This is a genomic window from Bradyrhizobium sp. JHI2711, assembly GCF_056156565.1.
The window spans coordinates 2,097,796-2,121,166 of the sequence record NZ_JBPZPT010000001.1; the positions used below are offsets into that span (position 1 = coordinate 2,097,796).

Below are 23,371 nucleotides of genomic sequence, written 5' to 3' on the forward strand. Positions count from 1 at the left end.
GGGGCACGACCTATATGGCACGGTTAATTGTGCATCGCAATATTGATATTGCAGTGCGATATCACGAAATAGTGAACAGCCCTCGCGAGAGGCATCCTGATGCTTCCGTAGCCATGGGGGCACGTGAATGGGTTCGATCCGGACCCAATGTCGGACGCCCCCTGTTTAGTGCTGCACGGCGCCAGGCAGGCCGTAGGCCTCCATCTGAGCCTGGACCTGCGCGATGTTGTGGCCGAGCACGACGATGTCGTGGGTCTTGCCGTCGACGTCCCGGACATGGTCCCGCAGCAGGGCCTCGGCCTTGAAGCCGAGGCTCTCGAACAGGGCGATCGCCGCCTGCTGATCCACCGTCATCTGGACCGAGAGCTTTTCCAGGCCCGCTCCGAGCGCCAGCGCAAAAGTCTCCTGCGACAGCGCCTTGCCCACGCCCTTGCCGCGGACCTCAGGCGAAACCACCATCCGGATCTCACCGACATGAGGCGACCAGGAATGGGGATCGCGCACCAGCGTGCCGCAACCAACGACCCTGCCCTCTCTCACCGCGAGCAGGCTCTGAATAGCTCCGCGCTCGATTTCCTTGACCCAGGCCGACAGCACCTTCGGCTCGCTGATGTTGCGTGGCAGGAACAACAGGTCATGGGTCGGCAGGCCCTTGCCAAAAGCCAGCACCGCGGCCTCGTCCGCGGGCAACATCAGGCGGATCTCGATAGTGCCGGCGTCGGTCTTGACATGGCGCGGATAGGAACGCTGCTCGCTCATATCGATCTCTTTCCCAGCCAGGAATCCAGTTTCGGCCACAGCCGCTTCACCGCGTTGGCGCCGGCGACGAGCGAGACGTGACCGCCCTTCAGGATCACCTCTTCCTTGTCGGTCGAGCCGATCTTGGCGATCAGGTGCTTGGCGGCCTCATAGGGCACGATGTGATCGTGCTCGGCGACCGCATGCAGGATCGGCACCGTGATGTTCTCGAGCCTGGCCGCACGGCCGCCGACCGACATGGTGCCGTTGAACAGCTTGTTATCCCACATCAGGTCCTTGGTGATGGTGCGGAAATATTCGCCGGCGAGCGGCAGCGTGTCGGTCGCCCAGCGGTCGAACATGCGGTACGACTTCACGAACTCGTCGTTCCAGATGTTTTCCCAGAGCTGGATCTGGCTCACCGTGCGCGAGGCCGGCCGCAGCATCTCGAACGAGGACAGGATCATCTCCGGCGGCACGTTGCCGACGCTGTCGACGAGGTGGTCGACGTCGAAATAGCGGCGGTCGGAGAAGTTCGAGAACAGCTTCATCTCCCGGAAGTCGATCGGCGTGGTGAAGCAGATCAGGTTCTTCATTGGCCCGTCCTTGTGGATCGAGCCGTAGAGCAGCGACAGCACGCCGCCAAAGCAATAGCCGATGACGGAGACGTCCTGCTCGCCGGAATCGGCTTGCACGCGGCGGACGCAGTCCGGAATGAAGTCGAGGACATAGTCCTCCATGCGCAGGCTCTTCTCCTCCGGCCTCGGCGCGCTCCAGTCCAGCATGTAGACGTCGTAGCCGCGTTTCAGCAGGAACTCGATGAAGCTCTGGCCGGGCACGAGGTCGAGGATGTAGCCGCGATTGGTGGTTGCCATTACGATCAGCACCGGCACGCGGTAGATCTCGTCCGACATCGGCCGGTAGTGATAGAGGCTCATGGTGCCGCGCGAGTGCAGCACGTCCTTTGGCGTCGAGCCGAGCGAGGGGCCCGAGGTCGAGAAATATTCGACGCCCTTGATGCTGCGCTGAATCGCGCGCTGCACCTCGGACTGGATGCGCTCCGGGATCGAGGCAAGATCAAGTCCCGCCGGCGCGTTCATTTTTGGTCTCCGCCTTCGGACGGCGGACGCTTGGTTCGCGGTGGCCGCGGCGCGGCGCCGGGTTGCGGCGCGCCCGAAGTGGCCGACATCTGGCTCAGCATCGACTTGATCTCGCCGAGCTGGCCTTCGATCGACTGGAGCCGTTCCGCGATGCCGGTCATCTGCTCGCGGCTCGGCAGGTTCATCGAGATCAGGTACCTCTCCATGAGATCGCCGAATTGCTTCTGAGCACCTGCAGCAACGCCGCCGGCGCGGTTCATGGCCTGCGAGAATTCGGGCGTCTCCATCGCCTTGGTCGCGAAGGAGTTGAAACCCTTCTCCATTTCGCCAACCATCTTCTGCCACAAGGCGACCGGATCGGTGATCTTGTCGGTCATCGGCGTCCTCCCAATGCGGAGGGCTTTGCACCCTTCTTGTCCCGCCATACCACACCGTTGCGCGGTGCCGGTCAACCGGCAAGCAACCGACGCAACGTCGGAGACGCGGCTTCTTCGTGAAATGAAACCGTGCGATACAGCATCGGTCAGCAGGAGGAACCCGTGACCGCCCATCAACCACCCCAGACCGTCCGCGCCAACGGCATCGACATCTGCTACGAGATCTTCGGCAACGACAATGCCGAGCCGCTGCTGCTGATCATGGGCCTCGGGGCGCAGATGATCCATTGGGACGATGCATTCTGCGAGCAGCTCGCCGCACGCGGCTTCCGCGTGATCCGCTTCGACAATCGCGACATCGGCAAGTCGAGCCATCTCACCGGCGGCAAGCGGCTGACGCCGTTCGAGCTGCTGAAGCTGCGCTTCTTGCGCATCCCGGTGGCCGCGACCTACAAGCTGATCGACATGGCAAAGGACACGGTCGGGCTGATGGATGCGCTCGGCATCAAGTCGGCGCATCTCGTCGGGGCGTCCATGGGCGGCATGATCGCGCAGGAGGTGACGCTGTCGTTTCCGCACCGCGTGCGCTCGCTGACCTCGATCATGTCGACGACGGGCAATCCGCGCGTGCCGCCGCCGACGCGCGAGGCCGCCGCGGTGCTGATGGCACCGCCGCCGCGCAGCAAGGAGGAGTTCATCGTCCGCTATGGCCAGACCTGGAAGGTGCTGCGCGCCGGGCATTTCCCGGAAGAGGAAGCGCTCGACCCTGGCCGCGCCGAGCGGGTGTTTGCACGCGGGCTCAATCCGGCCGGCGTCGGCCGCCAGCTCCGCGCCGTGCTTGCCTCCGGCAGCCGCAAGGAGCGGCTGCACGCCGTGAAGGTTCCGACCCTCGTGATTCACGGCACCGTCGATCCGTTGGTTCGCCCTGAAGGCGGCAAGGATACGGCCGCGTCGATCCCGAACGCAAAGCTGCTGATGATCGAGGGCATGGGCCACGCGCTGCCCATGCGCTTCTGGCCGGAGATCATCGACGCGATCGACAAGCATGCGCATGGCGCGGCGGCGCAGGCGGCCTAGCCCTTCCGCGCGATCCAGATCACGTGGCGCGCGCCGCCGCCTCTGCCGGTGGCGCGAACGTTGACTTCGTTGACGTCGAAGCCGGCGCGCTTGAGGCGCCCTGTGAATGCCGCATTGGGTCCAGACGACCAGACGGCCAGCACGCCTCCCGCCCGCAGCGCCGTCTTCGCAACCTGCAGCCCGCGCGCATCGTAGAGCGCGTCATTGCCTTTCCGGGTCAGCCCCTCGGGACCGTTGTCGACGTCGAGCAGGATGGCGTCGAAGGCCGAACGCTTCGCCCGGATGACTTCGCCAACATCGATCTCGCGAATGCTCACCCTGGCATCATCGAGGCTATCTCCGAAGACCTCCGCCATCGGGCCTCGTGCCCAGGCGACCACCGACGGCACCAACTCGGAGACCACGATCTTCGCCTGGGCTCCGAGCACGGCCAGCGCCGCGCGTAGCGTAAAACCCATGCCGAGACCGCCGATGAGAACGACGGGCTTTGCGACTTTCTCGATCTGCTTCGCGGCAAGGGTTGCCAGCGCTGCTTCCGACCCCGACAGGCGGCTGTTCATCAGCTCGTTGGTGCCGAGCTTGATGGAGAACTCCTTGCCCCGGCGCATCAGGCGAAGCTCCTCGTCGGAACCGGGAATTTTGGCGGTGTCAATCTTTTCCCAGGGAATCATGGGAATGCTTTAGCACGAACAGGATCGTAGGGTGGGTTAGCCGAAGGCGTAACCCGCCGCTCGGACAGAATTGGTGGGTTACGCCTAGTGGTTTGCGCTTCGCGCAATCCGCGGGGCTAACCCACCCCACGATCTGCGGCTACCCGCCCGCCCAGACGTCCAGCACATAGCGGTTGTTCGCGCCCATCTCCTCGATCCAGCGCGCGCCTGCCGCGGCATCACTGCCGCTCTTGTCGCGGTGGATCGCGACGAGCGCCGCCTTCACGTCGGGCTCCATCTTGCCGCCATCGCCGCACACATAGATGATCGCGCCCCGCTCGATCAGCGGCCAGACCTTGTCCTTCTGCGCCGCGATCACGTGCTGCACATAGGTCTTCGGCCCGTCCGCGCGCGAGAATGCCGTGAACAGCTCGGTGATGCCGCTCGCCGCCAGCGCCTTCAGCTCCTCCGCGTAAAGAAAATCCTGGTCGGGATGGCGGCAGCCGAAGAACAACATGGCCGGGCCGAGCGCGGCCCCTTTCGCCTTGCGCGCCGCGCGCTCCTGGAGGAAGCCGCGGAACGGCGCAAGTCCCGTGCCCGGACCGATCATGATAACAGGCACGGAAGGATCGTCCGGCAGGCAGAAGCCCGCCTTGGTCTCGCGCACGGTGGCATAGATCGTATCGCCCTCCCGCCGATTGGCGAGATAGTTCGAGCAGATGCCCTTGTAGGTGCCGCGGCCCGAGGCAGCCGGACCTTCGACCACGCCGACCGTGACGCTGCAACGCGCGGGGTCGACCGACGGCGAGGAGGAGATCGAGTAATAGCGCGGCGCCAGCAGCGACAGCATTTCGAGATAGACGTGGAACGGTAGTTCGCAAGCCGGATATTCGAGCAGCAGGTCGAACACCGATTTGCGCTTGGCGAGGATCTCGGAGCGATAGCGCTCGAGCGGTTCCGCCTCCTCGCCGACGAAGGCCAGCAGCTTCGGCTTGGTGACGGGGCAGCGGGTGTGCTCGGCCATGATCTGGATCTGCTTGCGCGTCGCGACCTGCTGCAGCTCGACGAACTCGCTGAGCAGGCGGCCAACCGACACGGCCGCGCCGACCGGCAATTGCGCGCGCCGGCCTTCGGCCACCTGAAGCCTGATCTGATCGGCCGGCAAAAAGCCGAAGCGGCGGGCAACTGAATCAACCAGCGTAGGATCGTTGCGCGGAACGACGCTGAGGTGATCGCCGACGCGGTAGCTGAGGTTGGCCGGCAGCTGCACCTCGATGTGGCGCGTCGAGCGCTCGGAAGCATTCGCGCCGGACTTGTTCTGGAGCTCGTCATTGACCAGAACCTTCATCGCCACTGCGCCGCCCTGGGCGACGATGGTGTTGACGGCGGTCACCGCGACCGGCTCGATTGCATAGAGCGGATCGTCCTCGGCGGTGCGGGTGAAATTCCAGTCGATGCCGAACTCCTTGGTCGCGACTTGCGCGGCGGCGGGGAACCATTTCTGGAACTGGCCGTCGAGATCGCTGCGGGCATCGCCCTCGCCGCGCGGATAGACCGCGCGCGCACCATGCTTCGACAATTGCTCGTCGATGAAGCGCGGCACCGATTGATAGGTCGCGGCCCAGTCGCTGTTGCCGCAGCCGAACACGGCGTAGCGCACACCGGCGAAGACATCCTTCGGCAGATCCTCACCGAGCCATTTGACGAACTGCGTCGCATTGTCCGGCGGCGCGCCGTTATAGGAGGCGCAGATGATCAGCACCCCGCCCTCCTGCGGCAGCTTGCCGACATAGTCGTCGAGCGGGCCGAGATGCACGGCAAAACCGTTGATCTCGGCAAGATCGGCCATGCGCGTTGCGAGCTCCTCGGCGGTACCGAGATTGGAGCCGTAGAGCACCAGCATCGGCGTGTTGTGGCCGGGCCGCGTGGTGGGCTGACGCTGCGCCTTTGGCGCCGAGGACGCAGCGGCAACGGGCCCGCCATAGGCGCCGCGCTCGCGATCGGCGCGCGGCCGCACCTTGATCTTGAAGCCTTCCGGCTTGATGGTCAGCGTCTCCTTCAGGTGCATCTGGTAGCGCTGGTGGTCGATCAGCTTGAAGCGCTGCAGGATCATGCCGAGCGCGAGCGCTGCCTCGTGCATGGCGAAGCCGCGGCCGATGCAGGCGCGCTGGCCGTTGCCGAACGGCTTCCAGGCATTGATCGGCCGTTTTGCCTCCGCCTCGCGGCTGAAATTCTCGGGGTCGAACGCGTCGGGATTGGGACCCCACACGCTTGGATCACGATGCAGCGCCGTCACCAGAATGGTGACGAACGTTCCTTTCCTGAGCTTGTACTTGCCGCCGCCGATGGTCTCGTCGTTCAGCGGCGAGATGCCGTAGGCCGGCGCCGGCGGCCACAACCGCAACGACTCCTTGAGGATCTGCGTGATGTAGGTGAGCTGCGTCACCTGCTGATAGGTCGGCTTGGCGTTGACGTCGGGGCCGAAGACCCGGTCGACCTCGTCATAGGCCTTCTTGAGAATCTCCGGGTGCTTGAGCAGCGCGTACAGCGTGTAGGACAACAGGCCGCTGGTGGTCTCGTGCCCTGCGATCAGGAAGGTGTTGATCTGGTAGCGGATATTGACGTCGTCGAGCTGCTCGCCGGTGGAACGGTCGACGCCGGTCATCATCGCGGCGAGCATGTCCTTCTTGTCGTCGATGCCTTCCGCGCTCTTGCGCCGCTCGGCGATGATCTCGTCGACCATCTTGTTCATGAAGGCGACGTCTTGGGCCAGCGTCTTGCGCCGCTTCTGCATCCAGAGCTGCTCGAACGGCAGGCCGCGCGTCATCATGATGGTTTCGAGCGATCGTACCAGTGACTCGACGAAAGGATGGTAGTCGCGCCGGTAGAACGAGTTGAAGCGGTACTCGAAGCCGCACAGGCCGATCGTATCCAGCGTCAGCGCGGTCATGTCGTGGACGACGTCGATCTCGTCGTCGGCGTTGAGCCGCTCCCATTTCTGGACGAGCTGCTCGGCGATGTCGACCATGCTCGGGTGATAGGACTGCATGGCGCGGTTGCCGAAAGGCTGCAGCAGGATGTTGTGCGCCTTGCTCCAGTTCGGCTCACGGGTGTCGGCGGTGAAGAGGCCGTCGCCGCCGACCGCACGCACGCGCCGCAGCGCGCCGCGCACCGTCTTGTCGAACCGCTTCTCGTCGGAGAGCTCGTCGACGAGATCGTGGCCGGAGACGACGACGATCGGCGAGCCCATCATGTCAAGCCAGAAGATCGGACCGAGCTCCTTGGCAAGCCGCGTCAGGTGCTGCACGGGAGCGGCCGCGTCCAGCGACAGCATATTGCCGACCACTGGCTTGGTCGGCGGCTGCGGAATCGGGTCCAGACGGTTCTTGGATGACATCGAAATGTAGTCCCCCTGCCTCAATGTCGTCGTTGCGAGCGAAGCGAAGCAATCCAGAAATGTATCCGTGGAGGCAGTCTGGATTGCTTCGTCGCCAGCGCAAATTGCTTGGCAATTTGTCGCGGGCTCCTCGCAATGACGCGTTCCCAATGACGACCGCTAGCCAAACCGCCTTCTCCGCCACTCGATCAGCTTGGCGCTGACCTCCTCCGGCTTCTCCTGTTGCGTCCAATGGCCGCTGTCCTTCACCAGATACTTCTCGAGATCATCGATCAGTTTCTCCATGCCGTCGGCCGCCGAGGGCGGCAGCACGGCATCATTCTCCGCCATGATCATCAACGAGGGCACGTGGATGTGGTGGTCCAGCCCCTCGGCGCGCTCCCAGTTGCGGGTGAAGTTGCGGTACCAGTTGATGCCGCCGGTGAAGCCGGTCTTCGTGAAGGTGTCGACGAACACCTTCTTCTCATCAGCCGACAGGATCGGCGTGCGCGGATCGACCTTGGCGTCGTACGCCGCAATCATCTGCGGGAAAGCCAGGTTGGTTTTCGACGAGGCGCCGACACCCGCGATCGGCGGCTCGTCCGGTTTCGCTGCCGGCTTTGCCAGCGGCTTGCGCATGAAGGCGTCGAAGGTCTGCTCGACGCGGCTGCCGAAGATCTTGTCCGGCTCGCGCGCGGGATCCTGGAACTGGACGATGTACATCTGGTCGCCGTAACGCTGGCGGAACAGCGCGATCGGGTCGATCGGCATGCGGTCCCAATGCGGGGTGTTGACGCCGACGACTCCGGCGACGCGCGTGGGATGCCGCAGCGGCATCTGCCAGACGACGAAGCCGCCCCAGTCGTGGCCGACGAAGATCGCCTTGTCGATCCCGAGATGATCGAGCAGACCGACGAGATCGCCGGTCAGGTGCTCCATGTCATAGGCTTCGACCGGCTCGGGCCGGTCGGTCGCGCCGTAGCCACGCTGGTCGGGCGCGACTACGCGGATGCCGGCCTCGCTTAGTGCCTTGATCTGGTGACGCCAGGAGAATGCGAGCTCCGGCCAGCCGTGGCACAGCACGACCGGCGGTTTGTCATCGGACGGGCCCGCCTCGTAATAGCCCATGCGGATTCCGTTCGTCGTCGCGAACTTGAGCGGCGGCATTTCAATCATTGCAAAGTCCTTACTCGGCGGCGCCCTTGATATCAGCGGCCGGCGGCGTGTACGCCGCCTCCAGCGCGGCGAATTCCTCAGGCAGCATGTCGCACATCACCTGCACATGCGGAATGATGTTGGCACCGACGATAAAGCCGAAATCGAGCTGGTCGCGATAGCTCTGCACGGTGATGTTGAGTGCCTGCCCGTGGGTCGAGATAGACACCGGGAAGATGTGCAAGAGCTCGGCACCGGCGGCATAGAGCGTCTGCCGTGGCCCGGGCACGTTGGACACGGTGATGTTGGCCGCGGGCGGCAGCACGTCGGAGAGGTTCGAGCGGCTATAGAGTAGCGCCAGAATCTGCACCATGATCGGCGCGCCCAGCATCGAGATGTTGGAGACCTGCGGCATCAAAGCCCGCAAAGGATGCGACATCTCCTTGGACTTGGTTGATTGCGCGATGATCGCTTCCAGCCGCGCCTTGGGATCCTCGATGTTGGTGGCGATCGAGCAGATCATGCCGAACACCTGGTTGTTGGCCTCGGTGTTGCCCTCCTCCCGCAGCGAGATCGGCACCGCTGCGGTCAGGGATTTCGCCGGCAGCGTGCCGTATCGCAGGAGATAGCGGCGGACGACGCCGGAGGCGAGCGCCAGCACCACGTCGTTGAGCTTGCCGCCGGCCTGCTTGGCCAGCGCCTTCGCCCGCGACAGCGGGATCGATACGCCGGCAAAGCTCCGCTCCGAGGAGATCGTCTTGTTGAGCATGGTCGGCGGCGACACCATGCTGGCAAGGCTCTCGCGCGACTTCGGATCGGCGATCTTGCCGAGCACGTCGGAGACGCTCTTGAGCACGGTCGGGATGTTGCCGGCGAAGCGCACCGCGCTCTCGATCTGGTACATAGCGTTGTCGAACAGGATCGAGCCGATATCGCTCTTGCCGGTGCGGGGCAGCTGCAGGTTCTTCGCCGCTTGCGAAGCCTCCAGCGGCTGGCTGAACAGCTGCTGATAGGAGTCGAGCAGGTTGGCGGCGATGTCGCGCGGCTCCTGCCCGGGCTTGCTGCCCGCGGTCGGCGGATCGACCTTCCGCGGGATCGGCGAGATGTCGTAGATCATGTTGGTCAGCGCCGCACCGGCGCCGCCATCGATCGCGGCATGGTGCATCTTGGAATAGAGCCCGACCTCGTTGTCCTTCATGCCCTCGAACACGTAGAACTCCCAGAGCGGACGGGCGCGGTTGAGCAGCTTGGCATGCATCCAGCCGACGATGCGCTCGAGCGTGGCGCGGTCGCGCGGCTGCGGCAGGCTTGCCCGGAAGATGTGGCGGTCGATGTCGAACTGGTCGTCCTCGACCCAGGAGGGATGATCGATGTCGAGCGGCGCCTTCTCCAGCCGCGCCTTGAGAATCGGCGCGATGTGCAGGCGCGAGACGATCATCGCCTTGAACTCTTCGAAGAAATCGCCCTTGTAGTCGTCAGGCAGGCGGAAGATCGCCATGCTGCCGACATGCATCGGCATCTCCGGTGTTTCCAGATAGAGAAACGACGCGTCAAGCGACGACAGCTTCTTACCGTCAGCCATGGTTCCCTCCCGAGTATTCGACGGGCGCCTTGGCGGCGCTTCTCGTCAGGCCGATACTGCCCGGTCCGGCGGGGCATATGCAATGGCAAACGGCCCCGCCCGGTCAAATGGCCGGAAGTCTCCCTCCGGTTGCGCCAGGCGATCCGCCACGGCCCACAGCACCGCCGGGTTCACGCCAAGCCCAATATGGCTCGCCAGGTGCACCTCGATGTTCTCGGCACGGTCGGAGGGGCGCAGCAGACAGGTCCGCCAGTTCACGACGCCGTCGGCGCGCGAATAGATCGACGTTGCCGGCACCGGCAGATCGCCGGCAATCGCCTCGCGTGCTTCCGCATAGTCCTCCACCTTCTCGCCGGATAACGTCTCATAGAGCCGCGTCGCGTGGGTCGCCCGCACATCGTTGGCGAAAGGGCTGCCGAGCGTGACGACGTAGCGGACCTTGTCCGGCGCCCAAAGCGCGAGATCGCGGGCATAGACGCCGCCGAGACTCCAACCGACCAGGCTGACCTTGCGTCCCGTGGCGGCATGGATTTCGGCCAAGCGCATGCGCAGCGAATCCCGCATTCGCCCGAGCCCGCCGAGATTGCGGCCCATCCGCCAGGCATGCGCCGCATAACCGAGCTCGCTGAGGTAGCGCCGTATCGGCACCATCGAGAGGTCGCTGGCGAGAAAGCCCGGCAGCGCCAGCACCGGATGGCCATCGCCCCGCGGCGCCCGGATCAGGAGCGGCGACAGCAAGAGGCTCGCATTCAACTCGAATAGCCCACGGGCCTCGGCGAGCAGCAGGCCGAGACCCGGCGGACGAAGCCGGCCTTCTTGCAGCGCCCCGTCCGGCCCGGGCGACACTATTTTTTCTTGTCGCCGCTGCGCGTGCCGCCGAGGCCTGCCATCGCGACGAACATGTCCTGAAACCGCTCGGCGATCTTGGGATCGAAGGTGAACCAGCTCTGGATCAGCGATTCCGGCGAGACCTTCTCGATGTTGCTGAGAACCTGCTGCTGCAGCTTGTCCATCACGGCCGTCTGCATCGGCCCCACATCGGGCAGACCGAAGAACTGGCGGGCCTCAAGGGGGGTGCAGTCGATTTCGATGTTAACCTTCATGTCCCCTCCAGATGAGATTCGAGCGGCCCGTCGGAGTATCACCGCGAGAAGGTCTGCAAGGCAAGCGACCTGAGGGGAAGCCGCTGGGATCGGCTTCCCCAATCGGCTCGTATGGTCAATCAATCAAATTGGCTGGCCCGCGACCCGCGCAGAAGCTCGCCGGCCGGCCGCGGGGGACGCCGGGCAGCATTGCTGCACAGCGGTGCAACTTGGCGCGTTCCTTGCTGGAATGACGCTTGCACGGGTCGAGAACTCTGGGCAACATGGATCGGTCAGCCCCGCCGAACAATCAAAAATCACCGGCGCGGCAGTGTGGAGAGGGTCAAGAATGTCAATCGGTCAAAGTCTGTTTGCGGCGACGCTCGCAGGTACGCTTGCGTTGGCGGTCTCGCCAGCGACCAGCCAGACGCTACGTTATGCCAACCAGGGTGACCTGAAGTCGCTCGACCCCTATACCCTGAACGAGAGCACCACCCACGCCCATCTCGGCCACGTCTATCAGGGCCTCACCGCGCGCGACAAGGACCTCAAGATCATTCCGGCACTGGCGGAAAGCTGGGAAACCCCGGAGCCGACCCGCTGGCGCTTCCATTTGCGCAAGGGCGTGAAATTCCACAACGGCAACCCATTCACCGCCGACGACGTGGTGTTCTCGGCCGATCGCGTCCGCAAGAAGGGGTCGAACATGCAGACCCGCCTTGCGCCCGACGTCAAGGTAGTGAAGGTCGACGACTACACGGTCGACTTCGTCCTGCCCTCGCCCAATCCCATCCTGCACAACGCGTGGGATGTCTGGTACATCATGAACAAGAAATGGGCCGAGGAGAACAACGTCGTCGATCCGACGCCGGTGGCGGCGACCACGCCGAGCTATGCCTCACTGAACGAGAACGGCACCGGTCCCTTCATCATCGAAAGCCATCAGCCCGGCGTGAAGACGGTGTTCAAGGCCAATCCCAATTACTGGGGCAAGGTCGAAGGCAATCTCAAGGAGATCATCTTCACCCCGATCGCTTCCGACGCCACCCGCGTCGCCGCCCTGCTCTCGGGCGAAGTCGACGTCATCGAGCCGGTTCCGATCCAGGACATCTCCCGCGTCGATTCCAGCCCGAACGCCCAGGTGCTGAAGGGACCGGAGCTGCGCACCATCTTCCTCGGCTTTGACCAGATGCGTGACGAGCTGCTCTACTCCAACATCAAGGGCAAGAACCCGTTCAAGGACGTCCGCGTCCGCGAGGCCTTCTACAAGGCGATCGACATCGAGCTGATCAAGACGCGCGTGATGCGCGGGCTGTCGACGCCGTCGGCGCTGATGATCGCACCGGAACTGTTCGTGCTGTCCAAGGAGTTCACGCGGCCGAAATTCGATCCTGACGGCGCCAAGAAGCTCCTGACCGAAGCCGGTTACCCCGACGGCTTCGAGGTCACCATGGACTGCCCGAACGATCGCTACGTCAACGACGCCGCGATCTGCCAGGCCGTGGTCGGCATGCTCGCCCGCATCGGCGTCAAGATCAATCTCCTGGCGCAACCGAAGGCGCAGTACTTCGCCAAGGTGCTGAAGCAGGGCGGCTACCAGACCTCGTTCTACCTTTTGGGCTGGACTCCGAGCACGATGGATTCCCACAACGTGCTCTACGACATCATGGGCTGCCGCGACGATGCGAAATCCTCGCGCGGCGAGGCCAATCTCGGCGGCTATTGCAACAAGGAGTTCGACGCCATCACCGACAAGGTGCTGGTCGAAGCCGACACCACCAAGCGCAACCAGTTGATCAAGCAGGCCTACGAAATCGGCATGAAGGACTGGTCCTACATCCCGCTGCACCAGCAGGCGCTGGCCTGGGGCGTTTCGAAGAAGGTGAACCTGCCGCAGCGCGCCGACAATCTCGTCATGTTCCACTGGGCAACCAAGAAGGAATAGGATCGGTTGAACACGAGGTCCCGGCGGCATCCGCCTTCCGGGACCTTTCTTTTCCGGCCGCCAAGGACGTCGGCCGTACGCTCACCCAAGGACAGTGGAAGGCATGCTCGCTTTCACGCTTCGCCGCGCCGTTCAGGCCATCGGCGTCATGTTCGCCGTCGGCATCATCGCGTTCTCGATGTTCCGCTTCGCCGGCGACCCCGTCAACCAGATCGTCTCGATCGACACCTCGGCCGCCGAACGCGCGATCGTGCGCAAGTCGCTCGGCCTCGATGACCCCGTGCCGGTGCAGTTCGTGCGCTATTTCGCCGATGCGGCGCAGTTCAAGTTCGGCGTCTCCTACCAGTTCCGCCAGCCGGTCGCGACGCTGTTGATGGAGCGCATGCCCGCGACGCTGGAACTTGCGATCTGTGCGACCGTGTTTGCAATGGTGTTCGGCATCCTGATGGGCGTCTATTCGGCGCTCAAGCGCGATACCGTGCTGGCCAAACTATTCCAGGCGGTCTCGCTGATCGGCATCTCGCTGCCGACCTTCCTGATCGGCATTCTCCTGATCTACCTGTTCGCTGTGACATTGGGCTGGTTGCCCTCGTTCGGCCGCGGCGAGGTGGTCAAGCTCGGCTGGTGGACGACCGGCCTGCTCACGGTGTCGGGACTGAAGGCACTGATCATGCCTTCGATCACGCTCGGCCTGTTCCAGATGACCCTGATCATGCGGCTGGTGCGCGCGGAGATGCTGGAAGTGTTGCGGACCGACTATATCCGCTTCGCCCGCGCGAGGGGGCTGACCACGCGTGCGATCCATTTCGGCCACGCGCTGAAGAACACGCTGATTCCGGTGATCACCGTGGCCGGGCTTCAGTTTGGCTCGGTTATTGCATTTTCGATCATCACCGAAACCGTGTTCCAATGGCCGGGCATGGGGCTTCTGTTCGTCCAGGCCGTGCAAAACGTCGACATTCCGATCATGGCCGCCTACCTGCTGATGGTTTCACTGATCTTCGTCACCATCAATCTGGTGGTCGACATTCTCTACACGGTGGTCGATCCGCGCCTGCGCTCGACCGTCGGTCGCGCCGCATAGGGCAGCCTGCAATGTCCGACGCAGTCGTCTCCAATTCCGACAAGCAGAGCGCGCAGCCGGTGCAGGCCGCCCATGGCTGGTTCAGCCGCACGCTCGACAGCGACTTGTTCTATTCGTTCCGCCGCTCCAAGCTCACCATGGTGGCTGCGGCTATCACGGTCCTGTTCTTCCTGCTTGCGATCTTTGCATCCGTGCTCGCGGTGCAGAACCCGTTCGATCCGGCACAGCTGCAATTGATGAATTCGCGGATTTCACCGCTGTGGACTGCGGACGGCCAGAGCCCGTTCCTGCTTGGCACCGACGAGCAGGGCCGCGACGTGTTCTCCGCGATTCTCTATGGCATGCGCATCTCGCTCGCCGTGGGTGTCGCCGGCGTGATCTTCGCCGGCGCGCTCGGCATCGCCCTCGGCCTGATCGCCGGCTATTTCGGCGGCGCAGTGGACGGCGTGATCATGCGGATCGCCGACGTGCAGCTGACATTCCCTGCAATCCTGATCGCGCTGCTGGTCAACGGCATCGCGAAATCAATCCTCGGCAACCGGCTGGACGCCACCAGCATGCTGGTGGTGCTGGTGATCTCGATCGGCCTGAGCTTCTGGGTCGGCTATGCCCGGACGGTGCGCAGCTCCGTGATGGTCGAGAAGAACAAGGACTACGTCGCCGCCGCACAGCTGATCGGCCTGCCGGCGCCGAAGATCATGCTGCGGCACGTGCTGCCGAACACGATGGGCCCGATTCTGGTCATCGCCACCATCAACCTTGCGCTCGCCATCATCACCGAGGCGACGCTGTCCTTCCTCGGCGTCGGCCTGCCCGATACCATGCCCTCGCTCGGCACGCTGATCCGCATCGGCAACAATTATCTGTTCGCCGGCGAATGGTGGATCGTCGCCTTCCCGGGGCTCGCGCTCGCAACGCTGATCCTATCGATCAATCTGCTCGGCGACTGGCTGCGCGACGCGCTCAATCCGAAGCTTCGATGAATACGCCTCGTCCATGACCGAACCCGTCCTTTCCGTGCGCGATCTTCACGTGGAGTTTGCCTCCCGCCGCGGCACGCTGCGCGCCATCGACGGCGTCTCCTTCGACATTGCCAAGGGCGAGGTGCTCGGCGTCGTCGGCGAGTCCGGAGCCGGCAAGTCCGTCACCGGCCTCGCGGTGATCGGCCTGATCGATCCGCCCGGCCGCATTGCCGGCGGCGAGATTCATCTCGCGGGCCTGCGCATCGACAATCTGCCGCCGGAGGAGATGCGCCGTATCAGGGGCAAGCGCATCGGCATGATCTTCCAGGATCCGCTGACATCGCTCAATCCGCTGTACAAGGTCGGCGACCAGATCGTGGAGACGATCCGCACCCACCTCAATCTGTCCGAGTCGGCCGCCCGCCGCCGCGCCATCGACCTCCTGGCCGAAGTCGGCATTCCCGCGCCGGAAAAGCGTATCGACGGCTATCCCCACGAGTTTTCCGGTGGCATGCGCCAGCGCGTCGTGATCGCGCTCGCGATCTGTGCCGAGCCCGAGCTGATCATCGCGGACGAGCCGACCACCGCGCTCGATGTCTCCGTGCAGGCCCAGATCATCTCGCTGATCAAGCGGCTCGGACGCGACCACGGCACCGCGGTGATGCTGGTGACGCACGACATGGGCGTGATCGCCGAAACCTCCGACTGCGTCGCGGTGATGTATGCCGGCCGCGTCGCCGAGATCGGCCCGGTGCAGGACCTCGTGAAGAATCCGCTGCATCCTTATGCCAAGGGCCTGATGGGCGCGATCCCGACGCTTGCGGGCGAGGACAAGCGCCTGGTGCAGATCCCGGGCTCGATGCCGCGCCTGTCGGCGATCCCGCGCGGCTGCTCGTTCAATCCGCGCTGCGCCTTCGCCTTCGATCGTTGCCGTGTCGATCGGCCGGAGCCGCTGCCGCGCGGCGCGCAATCGGTGGCCTGCCACCTCTATGACGACGTGCCGGCGGAGAGCGTGGCATGAGTGCTCCCTTCGTCCAGGCCACAAACCTGCGCCGCGTCTTCGACGTCTCGAAACCCTGGCTCAACCGCGTGCTTGAAGGCGGACATCTCGAATATCTCAAGGCAGTCGATCACGTTACCTTCGACATCAGGAAGGGCGAGACGTTTGCCCTGGTCGGCGAGTCCGGCTCCGGCAAGACCACGGTGGCACGCATGGTCGTCGGCCTGCTGCCGCCAAGCGCCGGCGACGTGCTGATCGACGGCGTCTCCATGACCGACCCGCGGCAGGCGCCAGCGCGGCGGAAGCTGCGCCGGCGCATCCAGATGATCTTCCAGGATCCCTATGCGAGCCTGAACCCGCGCTTCCGGGTCGATGCCATCATCTCCGAGCCGATCCGTGCCTTCGACCTGATCCAGGGCGAGCGCGACATCCAGGCTCGCGTCGGCGAGCTGCTCAGCCTCGTCGGCCTGCATCCGGACGACCGGCTGAAATATCCGCACGAATTCTCCGGCGGCCAACGCCAACGCATCGCGATCGCGCGCGCGCTCGCGTCCGACGCCGAATTCATCGTCTGCGACGAGCCGACCTCGGCGCTCGACGTCTCCGTGCAGGCGCAGATCCTGAACCTGATGCGCGACCTCCAGGACAAGTTCGGCCTGACCTACATGTTCATCAGCCACAACCTCGCCGTGGTGCGCCACATGGCGAGCCGCGTCGGCGTGATGTATCTCGGCCGCATCGTCGAGATCGCGGACGGACGCGAGCTGTTCGCAAATCCGCGCATGCCCTACACCAAGATGCTGCTGGGCGCCGTGCCTGATCTTGCCATGAGCGGCCGCCAGCGCATTCCGGTCAAGGGCGAGATCCCCAACCCGATCAATCCGCCCTCCGGCTGCGCCTTCAATCCGCGCTGTCCGCTGGCGTTCGATCTCTGCCGCAAGGAGACCCCGGAACTGATCGACGGCGTCGCCTGCCATGCGGTCAACACCGCGCCGGTCCCGGCGTGACGCGCGCGTGCCATGCAGCCTGCGCATTTGGAAGCGGCGTGGCCCTGTGATCAATTGCACGCGCCGGAAATAAGGTGGTGAAGTCCCATGGGCAGTAATATCAATCCCGATCCGTTCACGACGAGGCCCGAGATCGAGGGCACGTTCGGGGTCGTCGCCTCGACGCACTGGATTGCGACTGCCGTGGGCATGGCCATCCTGGAAAAGGGCGGCAATGCCTTCGATGCCGGCGTTGCCACCGCCTTCACGCTCCAGGTGGTCGAGCCGCATCTGAACGGTCCCGGCGGCGACGTGCCCATCATCGTGCATGACGTCAAGCGCGGCCGCACCGAGGTAATCTGCGGCCAGGGCCCGGCGCCGGCGCGGGCCACCATCGCGCATTACAGAAGCGAAGGCCTCGACATGGTGCCGGGCACGGGTCTGCTCGCCGCCTGCGTTCCCGGCACCTTCGAATCCTGGATGATGCTGCTGCGCGACTACGGAACGATGCGCGTGCGCGACGTGCTGGAGCCGGCGATCTCCTACGCCCGCGACGGCTATCCGCTGGTCGAGCGCGCCTGCGCCACGATCCAGACCGTCGAGCAGCTGTTCCGCAAGCACTGGCCGACGTCCGCCGCGGTCTACCTCCCGAACAGTGAAGTGCCGAAGCCAGGCACGCTGTTCACCAACAAGACACTGGCTGCGACCTACGCCCGGATCCTGAGCGAGGCGGAAAGCGGCGGCGGTGGCCGCGATGCGGAGATCGAGCGCGCGCGCAAAGCCTGGTCGCAAGGCTTCGTCGCGGAAGCCGTCGACAAGTTCTGCCGAACCCAGGAGGTGATGGACGTCAGCGGCTCGCCACATCGCGGCGTGCTCTCCGCCGACGACATGGCGCGCTGGCAGCCGACAGTCGAGGCGCCACTCACCTACGACTATGGCCGCTACACCGTCTGCAAGGCCGGCGTCTGGAGTCAGGGTCCGGTCACCTTGCAGCAGCTCGCGCTGCTGAAGGGCTTTGCACTCGACGGCCTCGATCCGACCGGGCCGGAGTTCATCCATCTCCAGATCGAATGCGCCAAGCTCGCCTTCGCCGACCGTGAAAAATTTTACGGCGATCCCAAGTTCAACGAGATCCCGATCGCAACGCTGCTGTCGGATACCTACAACGACGAGCGCCGCAAGCTCGTCACCGACAAGGCTTCGCTCGATTTCATTCCGGGCTCGGTTGAGGGCTTCGGCGGTGTCGTCAAGCTGCGCCGCGCGGAGGGCCAGCGCGAGGCGGTCGGCGCGCTCGGCGCCGGCGAGCCGACCGTGGGCCGCTTCGGCGAGGTGCGCGGCGACACCGTGCATTTCGACATCATCGATAGGGACGGCAATATGGTGTCGTCGACGCCGTCGGGCGGCTGGCTGCAATCCTCGCCGATCATTCCCGAGCTCGGCTTTTGCCTCGGCAGCCGCGCTCAGATGTTCTGGCTGGAGGAAGGCCATCCCGCCGCGCTCGCGCCGGGGAAGCGGCCGCGCACCACCCTCTCTCCGACCATGGCGCTGCGCGACGGCGAGCCTTACCTCGCCTGGGGCTCGCCGGGCGGCGATCAGCAGGACCAGTGGATCACGCAGTTCTTCCTGCGCCACGTCCATTGTAACCTCAATCTCCAGGAAGCCATCGACGCGCCGGCCTGGCATTCCGAACATTTCCCGATCTCGTTCTGGCCGCGCACCGCGCGTCCCGGCGTGCTCGTGGTCGAGAACCGCGTGCCGAAGGCAACGATCGAGAACCTGCGCGAGCGAGGGCATATCGTCGAGATCGGTCCCGACTGGTCCGAGGGACGCCTGACCGCGGCCTCACGCGTGGGTCCGCGCCGGCGCGCCGCCGCCAATCCGCGCGGCATGCAGGGCTACGCGGCGGGACGCTGAAGGCAGCACATGACTTGGTCGATCATCGCGCGCGATCCTGCCACCGGCCAGTTCGGCATCGCGGTTGCGACCCGCTTCTTCGCCGTCGGCGCGCGCGTGCCCTACATCGCCGCTGGCCTCGGCGCCATCGCGACGCAGGCCTTCGTCAATCCCTATTACGGCATCGACGGCGTCAAGCTCTTGCGCGAGGGCCTCAACGCCCACGACGTGCTCGCCACGCTGCTGGCGACCGATGACGGCCGCGAGAGCCGGCAGGTCCATTTGATGGATGCCAGCGGCGCCATCGCCGCGCATACCGGGCGCGACTGCGTCGATTGGTGCGGCCATATTGCCGGCAGCGGCTTCTCGATCGCCGGCAACATGCTCGCGGGGGCCGACGTGCTCGACGAGACAGCGAGGACCTATATCGCGAGCGACAGCCTGCCCTTCCCACGCCGTCTGCTCGCGGCGATGCGCGCCGGCGAAGCCGCCGGCGGCGACAAGCGCGGCAAGCAATCGGCCGCGCTCGTGATCCACGGCGAGGAGGAATGGCCAGCGCTGGACATTCGCGCCGACGACCATCCCGATCCGCTCGGTGAGCTCGAACGCCTCGAGCGCGTCAGCCACGAACTCTGGGTGCACTTCCGCGCCTCCATGCCGACGCGGCAGAACCCGGCCGGCAACACCGATCGCAGCGTCATCGACGCCAGCATCGAAGCGGCGCGGGCGAGACGATCATGAGCGCCAGCCCCCTCATCGAGATCAAGGATCTGCGTATCCGCTTTCATGGCGACGACGGCCGTATCACCCACGCGGTCGACAGCGTCGATCTCAGCGTCGCCAATGGCGCGACGCTCGGTCTCGTCGGGGAATCCGGCTGCGGCAAGAGCGTGACGTCGCTGGCGATCATGGGCCTGCTGCCGAAGCAGAGCGCGGAAATAAGTGGCGCGATCCGCTTCGACGGCTTCGACCTGCTGACGACGCCGGACCAGACCCTGCGCGATCTGCGCGGCAACCGGCTGGCGATGATCTTCCAGGAGCCGATGACCTCGCTCAATCCGAGCTTTACGATCGGCGACCAGATCATCGAGACAATCCTGCGTCACCGCGGCGGCTCGCGGAGGAGCGCGCGCGAGCGCGCGATCGAGCTGTTGCGCCGGGTCCATATCCCTTCACCCGAGCGTCGCATCGACGACTACCCGCACAAGCTCTCCGGCGGGATGCGCCAGCGCGTGATGATCGCGATGGCACTCGCCTGCGACCCGCGGCTGCTGATCGCGGACGAGCCGACCACCGCGCTCGACGTCACCCTGCAGGCCCAGATCCTGGAGCTGATGCGCGAGCTGAAGGCCGCGAGCGGCGCCGCGATCATCCTGATCACCCACGATCTCGGCGTCGTCGCCGAGGTCTGCGACGAGGTCGCGGTGATGTACGCCGGCGAGATCGTCGAGCGGGCGCCGGTCGACGAGTTGTTCTCCGCGCCGCAGCATCCCTACACGGTCGGCCTGCTCGGCTCGATCCCGCGGCTCGACCACCGCGCCGAGCAGCTTGCGACGATCGAAGGCATGGTGCCGAACATGGCACAGCCGCCCGCCGGCTGCCGCTTCGCCGCGCGTTGCCCCTTCGTGCTCGACGCCTGCACCAAGGTGCCGCCGCCACTGGTCGAACTCAGCGACGGCCACCTCTCGCGCTGCATCCGCGCGCCGCTCGAATTGCTGGTGTCGTGATGGCGCTCCTCGAAGTCGAAGGCCTGGTCAAGCATTTCGTCGCTCAGCGCTCGCTGCTCGGCCGCGCGTTGGCGCACGTCAAGGCGGTCGATGGCGTGTCCTTCTCGCTGGAGGCTGGCAAGACGCTGGCCCTGGTCGGCGAATCCGGCTGCGGCAAGTCCACCGTCAGCCGCCTGGTGCTGCGGCTGATCGAGCCAGACGCTGGTATGATCCGCTTCGACGGCCGCGACCTGCTCGCGCTCGACGCCGGCGCCTTGCGCGCCTTCCGCCGCGAGGCGCAAATCATCTTCCAGGATCCCTACGCCTCGCTCAATCCGCGCATGACGGTCGGCCAGATTCTGACCGAGCCGCTGGCGCTGCACGATCTGGTGCCGCCGGTGCGGCGGGCCGAGCGCGTTGCCGAACTGCTGCGGCTGGTCGGGCTGGAGCCGCGCCTCGCCCGGCGCTATCCGCATGAATTCTCCGGCGGCCAGCGCCAACGCATCGCGATCGCCCGCGCGCTCGCGGTCGAGCCGAAGCTCATCATCTGCGATGAGCCGGTCTCGGCGCTCGACGTCTCGATCCGCTCGCAGATCCTCAATCTGCTGCGCGAGCTCCAGGACCGGCTTGGCCTCGCCTACATCTTCGTCTCGCACGACCTTGCCGTGGTCAAGCACATCGCCGACCACGTCGCGGTGATGAATCTCGGCCAAATCGTCGAGACGGCGGAAGCCGACGCGCTGTTCGCCGCGCCGCGCCACCCCTACAGCCGGGCGCTGCTGTCGGCGATCCCGCTGCCGCAGCCGAAGGCGAAACGAACGACGGTGCTGCTGGAGGGCGAAATCCCGAGCGCCCTCAATCCGCCCGCCGGCTGCCGCTTTCACACCCGCTGCCCGTTCGTGATCGAGCGCTGCCGCAATGAGGCGCCTGCGCTTCTAGCTGACCGCACCGGCCATGCCACCGCCTGTCACCGCACCGCGGAGCTGCCGTCTGCCGACGCCATTCTACCCACCGCCGGCGGGTTTTCGCCGGCGCTTGCAAAGCTGGTCGCGGCCTTCAGCCAAAAGACGGAAGGCAGCAGCCCCGACGGGGTTGGTATACAGTGCGCCGCGTCCGCAACGAAATAGCCGAAGCAATGGGGATTGACCGATGAAGATGTTTCGCCTGGCCGCAACAGCCGCCGCTGTGCTGGTGTCGATCGGGGCCGCGCAGGCCCAGACCACGTTGCGCATCGGCCTCGCCGAGGACCCCGATATCCTCGACCCTACGATGGCGCGCACCTATGTCGGCCGCATCGTGTTCTCCTCCTTCTGCGACAAGCTGTTCGACATCGACGAGAAGCTCAACATCGTGCCGCAGCTGGCGCTCTCGAGCGAAACCGCCGACGACGGCAAGGCGCTGGTCATCAAGCTGCGGCCCGGCGTGAAATTCCACGACGGTGAGCCGTTCGATGCCGAGGCCGCAAAATTCTCGCTGGAGCGGCATCTGACGTTCCCCGGCTCGTTCCGCAAGCCGGAGCTCGCCTCGGTCGATCACGTCGAAATCGTCGATCCCCTCACGGTCAAGCTGGTGTTGAAGTCGCCGTTCTCGCCCCTGCTCGCTCAGCTCACCGACCGCGCCGGAATGATGATGTCGCCGAAGGCGGCCAAGGAGGCCGGCGACAAGTTCGGCCTTCGCCCGGTCTGCGCCGGCCCCTACAAGTTCGTCGAGCGCGTGCAGCAGGACCGCATTGTGTTCGAGAAATTCGCCGACTACTGGAACAAGGACAACGTCTTCATCGACAAGATCGTGTTCCAGCCGATCGTCGATGCGACCGTGCGGCTCGCAAACCTGAAATCCGGCGGCCTCGACCTGATCGAGCGCGTGCTCGCCACCGATCTCAAGGAGGTGCGCGCCGACTCGCGGCTGAAGGTCGCGACCGCCATCGAGCTCGGCTATCAGGGCATCACGCTCAACATCGGCAAGGACAAGGCCAAGGGCCCGCTCAGCCAATCCGCCAAGGTGCGGCAGGCACTCGACTGGTCGATCGACCGCGAGGCGATCAACCAAGTGGTGTTCAACGGCGAATTCAAGCCGGGCAACCAATGGGTCAATCCCGATCACCCCTATTATCAGGGCGCATTTCCGATCCACGGCCGCGACATCGCCAAAGCCAAGGCCCTCCTGAAGGAAGCCGGCGTCACTGGGCCAGTCAGCGTTGACTTCCTGGTACCAAAGGGTGCCGAGACCGAAGCGGTGGCTCAAGTGGTGCAATCCATGGCGAGCGAGGCGGGCTTCGATATGAAGATCCGCGTCACCGAGTTTGCGACGTCGCTGAAGCAGGCCGAGTCCGGCGAATACCAGGCCTTCATGCTGGCATGGAGCGGACGCATCGATCCCGATGGCAATTCCTACGTGTTCCTGCGCAAGGATGCGCCGCAGAACTACAGTGCCTGGACCAACGCCGACGCGGACAAGGCGCTCGACGATGCCCGCCGTACGTCGGACATGGCTCAGCGCAAGGCCGCCTACGAGAGACTTGCGAAGCTGGAGCTGGAAGATCACGCCATCCTCTACCTCTATCACCGCCGCATCATCATCGCGCACACGACCAAGCTCGAAGGCTATAGGCAAATGCCGGACGGCCTCGTCCGCGTTGTCGGCCTCAAGCTGAAGTGA

The 23,371-nt window shown here is 65.0% G+C and carries 20 protein-coding genes; 11 read left to right on the top strand and 9 right to left on the bottom strand.

Going from position 1 to position 23,371, the window contains the following annotated elements:
* Positions 1–165: 165 nt before the first annotated feature.
* The 3 genes from ACTEK7_RS09840 to ACTEK7_RS09850 are packed head-to-tail and all read right to left on the bottom strand — an operon-like array spanning position 166 to position 2,215.
* Complete coding sequence (locus ACTEK7_RS09840; RefSeq protein ID WP_225146096.1) at positions 166–759, bottom strand: GNAT family N-acetyltransferase; 594 nt, start codon at positions 757–759, stop codon at positions 166–168.
* Entirely contained in the window at positions 756–1,838 is a 1,083-nt protein-coding gene (locus ACTEK7_RS09845) for a PHA/PHB synthase family protein (protein ID WP_225146097.1), read from the bottom strand. Before ACTEK7_RS09845 ends, ACTEK7_RS09840 begins: the two co-directional genes overlap by 4 nt.
* Positions 1,835–2,215, bottom strand: a complete 381-nt coding sequence (locus tag ACTEK7_RS09850; RefSeq protein ID WP_036004795.1) for a hypothetical protein — start codon at positions 2,213–2,215, stop codon at positions 1,835–1,837. Before ACTEK7_RS09850 ends, ACTEK7_RS09845 begins: the two co-directional genes overlap by 4 nt.
* Positions 2,216–2,377: 162 nt before the next feature.
* Here ACTEK7_RS09850 and ACTEK7_RS09855 point away from each other — a divergent pair, with 162 nt between their 5' ends.
* Positions 2,378–3,292, top strand: coding sequence for an alpha/beta fold hydrolase (locus tag ACTEK7_RS09855; protein ID WP_225146098.1), 915 nt, complete (start codon positions 2,378–2,380; stop codon positions 3,290–3,292).
* On the opposite strand, the gene ACTEK7_RS09860 is transcribed toward ACTEK7_RS09855, so the two are convergent.
* From ACTEK7_RS09860 to ACTEK7_RS09885, 6 genes are all read right to left on the bottom strand, one after another.
* A complete protein-coding gene (locus tag ACTEK7_RS09860) occupies positions 3,289–3,963 on the bottom strand; it encodes a polyamine aminopropyltransferase (RefSeq protein WP_036025757.1) in 675 nt (224 codons plus the stop codon). The two genes, ACTEK7_RS09855 and ACTEK7_RS09860, sit on opposite strands and share 4 nt — an antisense overlap.
* 139 nt (positions 3,964–4,102) lie before the next feature.
* Positions 4,103–7,339: a bifunctional cytochrome P450/NADPH--P450 reductase gene (locus ACTEK7_RS09865; protein WP_225146099.1), complete on the bottom strand. Its 3,237-nt coding sequence runs from the start codon at positions 7,337–7,339 to the stop codon at positions 4,103–4,105.
* A 159-nt stretch (positions 7,340–7,498) separates the two neighbouring features.
* Positions 7,499–8,494 carry an alpha/beta fold hydrolase gene (locus ACTEK7_RS09870; protein WP_036004787.1) on the bottom strand — a complete coding sequence of 332 codons (996 nt, stop codon included), beginning with the start codon at positions 8,492–8,494 and terminating at the stop codon, positions 7,499–7,501.
* A 10-nt stretch (positions 8,495–8,504) separates the two neighbouring features.
* Positions 8,505–10,055 carry a WS/DGAT/MGAT family O-acyltransferase gene (locus tag ACTEK7_RS09875; RefSeq protein ID WP_036025769.1) on the bottom strand — a complete coding sequence of 517 codons (1,551 nt, stop codon included), beginning with the start codon at positions 10,053–10,055 and terminating at the stop codon, positions 8,505–8,507.
* Between the two features lie 45 nt (positions 10,056–10,100).
* On the bottom strand, positions 10,101–10,901 hold the full coding sequence (locus ACTEK7_RS09880) for an esterase/lipase family protein (RefSeq protein ID WP_225146100.1): 801 nt from the start codon (positions 10,899–10,901) through the stop codon (positions 10,101–10,103).
* Entirely contained in the window at positions 10,901–11,158 is a 258-nt protein-coding gene (locus tag ACTEK7_RS09885) for a DUF6489 family protein (protein WP_036004778.1), read from the bottom strand. Before ACTEK7_RS09885 ends, ACTEK7_RS09880 begins: the two co-directional genes overlap by 1 nt.
* Positions 11,159–11,486: 328 nt before the next feature.
* On the opposite strand from ACTEK7_RS09885, the gene ACTEK7_RS09890 reads away from it, so the two are divergent.
* From ACTEK7_RS09890 to ACTEK7_RS09935, 10 genes are all read left to right on the top strand, one after another.
* A complete protein-coding gene (locus tag ACTEK7_RS09890) occupies positions 11,487–13,082 on the top strand; it encodes an ABC transporter substrate-binding protein (protein ID WP_225139583.1) in 1,596 nt (531 codons plus the stop codon).
* Between the two features lie 103 nt (positions 13,083–13,185).
* Complete coding sequence (locus tag ACTEK7_RS09895) at positions 13,186–14,166, top strand: ABC transporter permease (protein WP_036025775.1); 981 nt, start codon at positions 13,186–13,188, stop codon at positions 14,164–14,166.
* A gap of 11 nt (positions 14,167–14,177) precedes the next feature.
* Positions 14,178–15,149 carry an ABC transporter permease gene (locus ACTEK7_RS09900; RefSeq protein ID WP_225146101.1) on the top strand — a complete coding sequence of 324 codons (972 nt, stop codon included), beginning with the start codon at positions 14,178–14,180 and terminating at the stop codon, positions 15,147–15,149.
* A gap of 13 nt (positions 15,150–15,162) precedes the next feature.
* A complete protein-coding gene (locus ACTEK7_RS09905) occupies positions 15,163–16,149 on the top strand; it encodes an ABC transporter ATP-binding protein (RefSeq protein WP_225146102.1) in 987 nt (328 codons plus the stop codon).
* A complete protein-coding gene (locus ACTEK7_RS09910) occupies positions 16,146–17,135 on the top strand; it encodes an ABC transporter ATP-binding protein (RefSeq protein WP_036025780.1) in 990 nt (329 codons plus the stop codon). The genes ACTEK7_RS09905 and ACTEK7_RS09910 overlap by 4 nt, the downstream gene beginning before the upstream one ends.
* 87 nt (positions 17,136–17,222) lie before the next feature.
* Positions 17,223–19,028, top strand: coding sequence for a gamma-glutamyltransferase family protein (locus ACTEK7_RS09915; protein ID WP_225146103.1), 1,806 nt, complete (start codon positions 17,223–17,225; stop codon positions 19,026–19,028).
* A gap of 9 nt (positions 19,029–19,037) precedes the next feature.
* Positions 19,038–19,748 (top strand): DUF1028 domain-containing protein, encoded by a 711-nt coding sequence (locus tag ACTEK7_RS09920; RefSeq protein ID WP_036004762.1) that lies wholly within the window; start codon positions 19,038–19,040, stop codon positions 19,746–19,748.
* On the top strand, positions 19,745–20,734 hold the full coding sequence (locus tag ACTEK7_RS09925; RefSeq protein ID WP_225146104.1) for an ABC transporter ATP-binding protein: 990 nt from the start codon (positions 19,745–19,747) through the stop codon (positions 20,732–20,734). Before ACTEK7_RS09920 ends, ACTEK7_RS09925 begins: the two co-directional genes overlap by 4 nt.
* Complete coding sequence (locus ACTEK7_RS09930) at positions 20,734–21,840, top strand: ABC transporter ATP-binding protein (RefSeq protein WP_225146105.1); 1,107 nt, start codon at positions 20,734–20,736, stop codon at positions 21,838–21,840. The genes ACTEK7_RS09925 and ACTEK7_RS09930 overlap by 1 nt, the downstream gene beginning before the upstream one ends.
* A 22-nt stretch (positions 21,841–21,862) precedes the next feature.
* Complete coding sequence (locus ACTEK7_RS09935; RefSeq protein WP_109144517.1) at positions 21,863–23,371, top strand: ABC transporter substrate-binding protein; 1,509 nt, start codon at positions 21,863–21,865, stop codon at positions 23,369–23,371.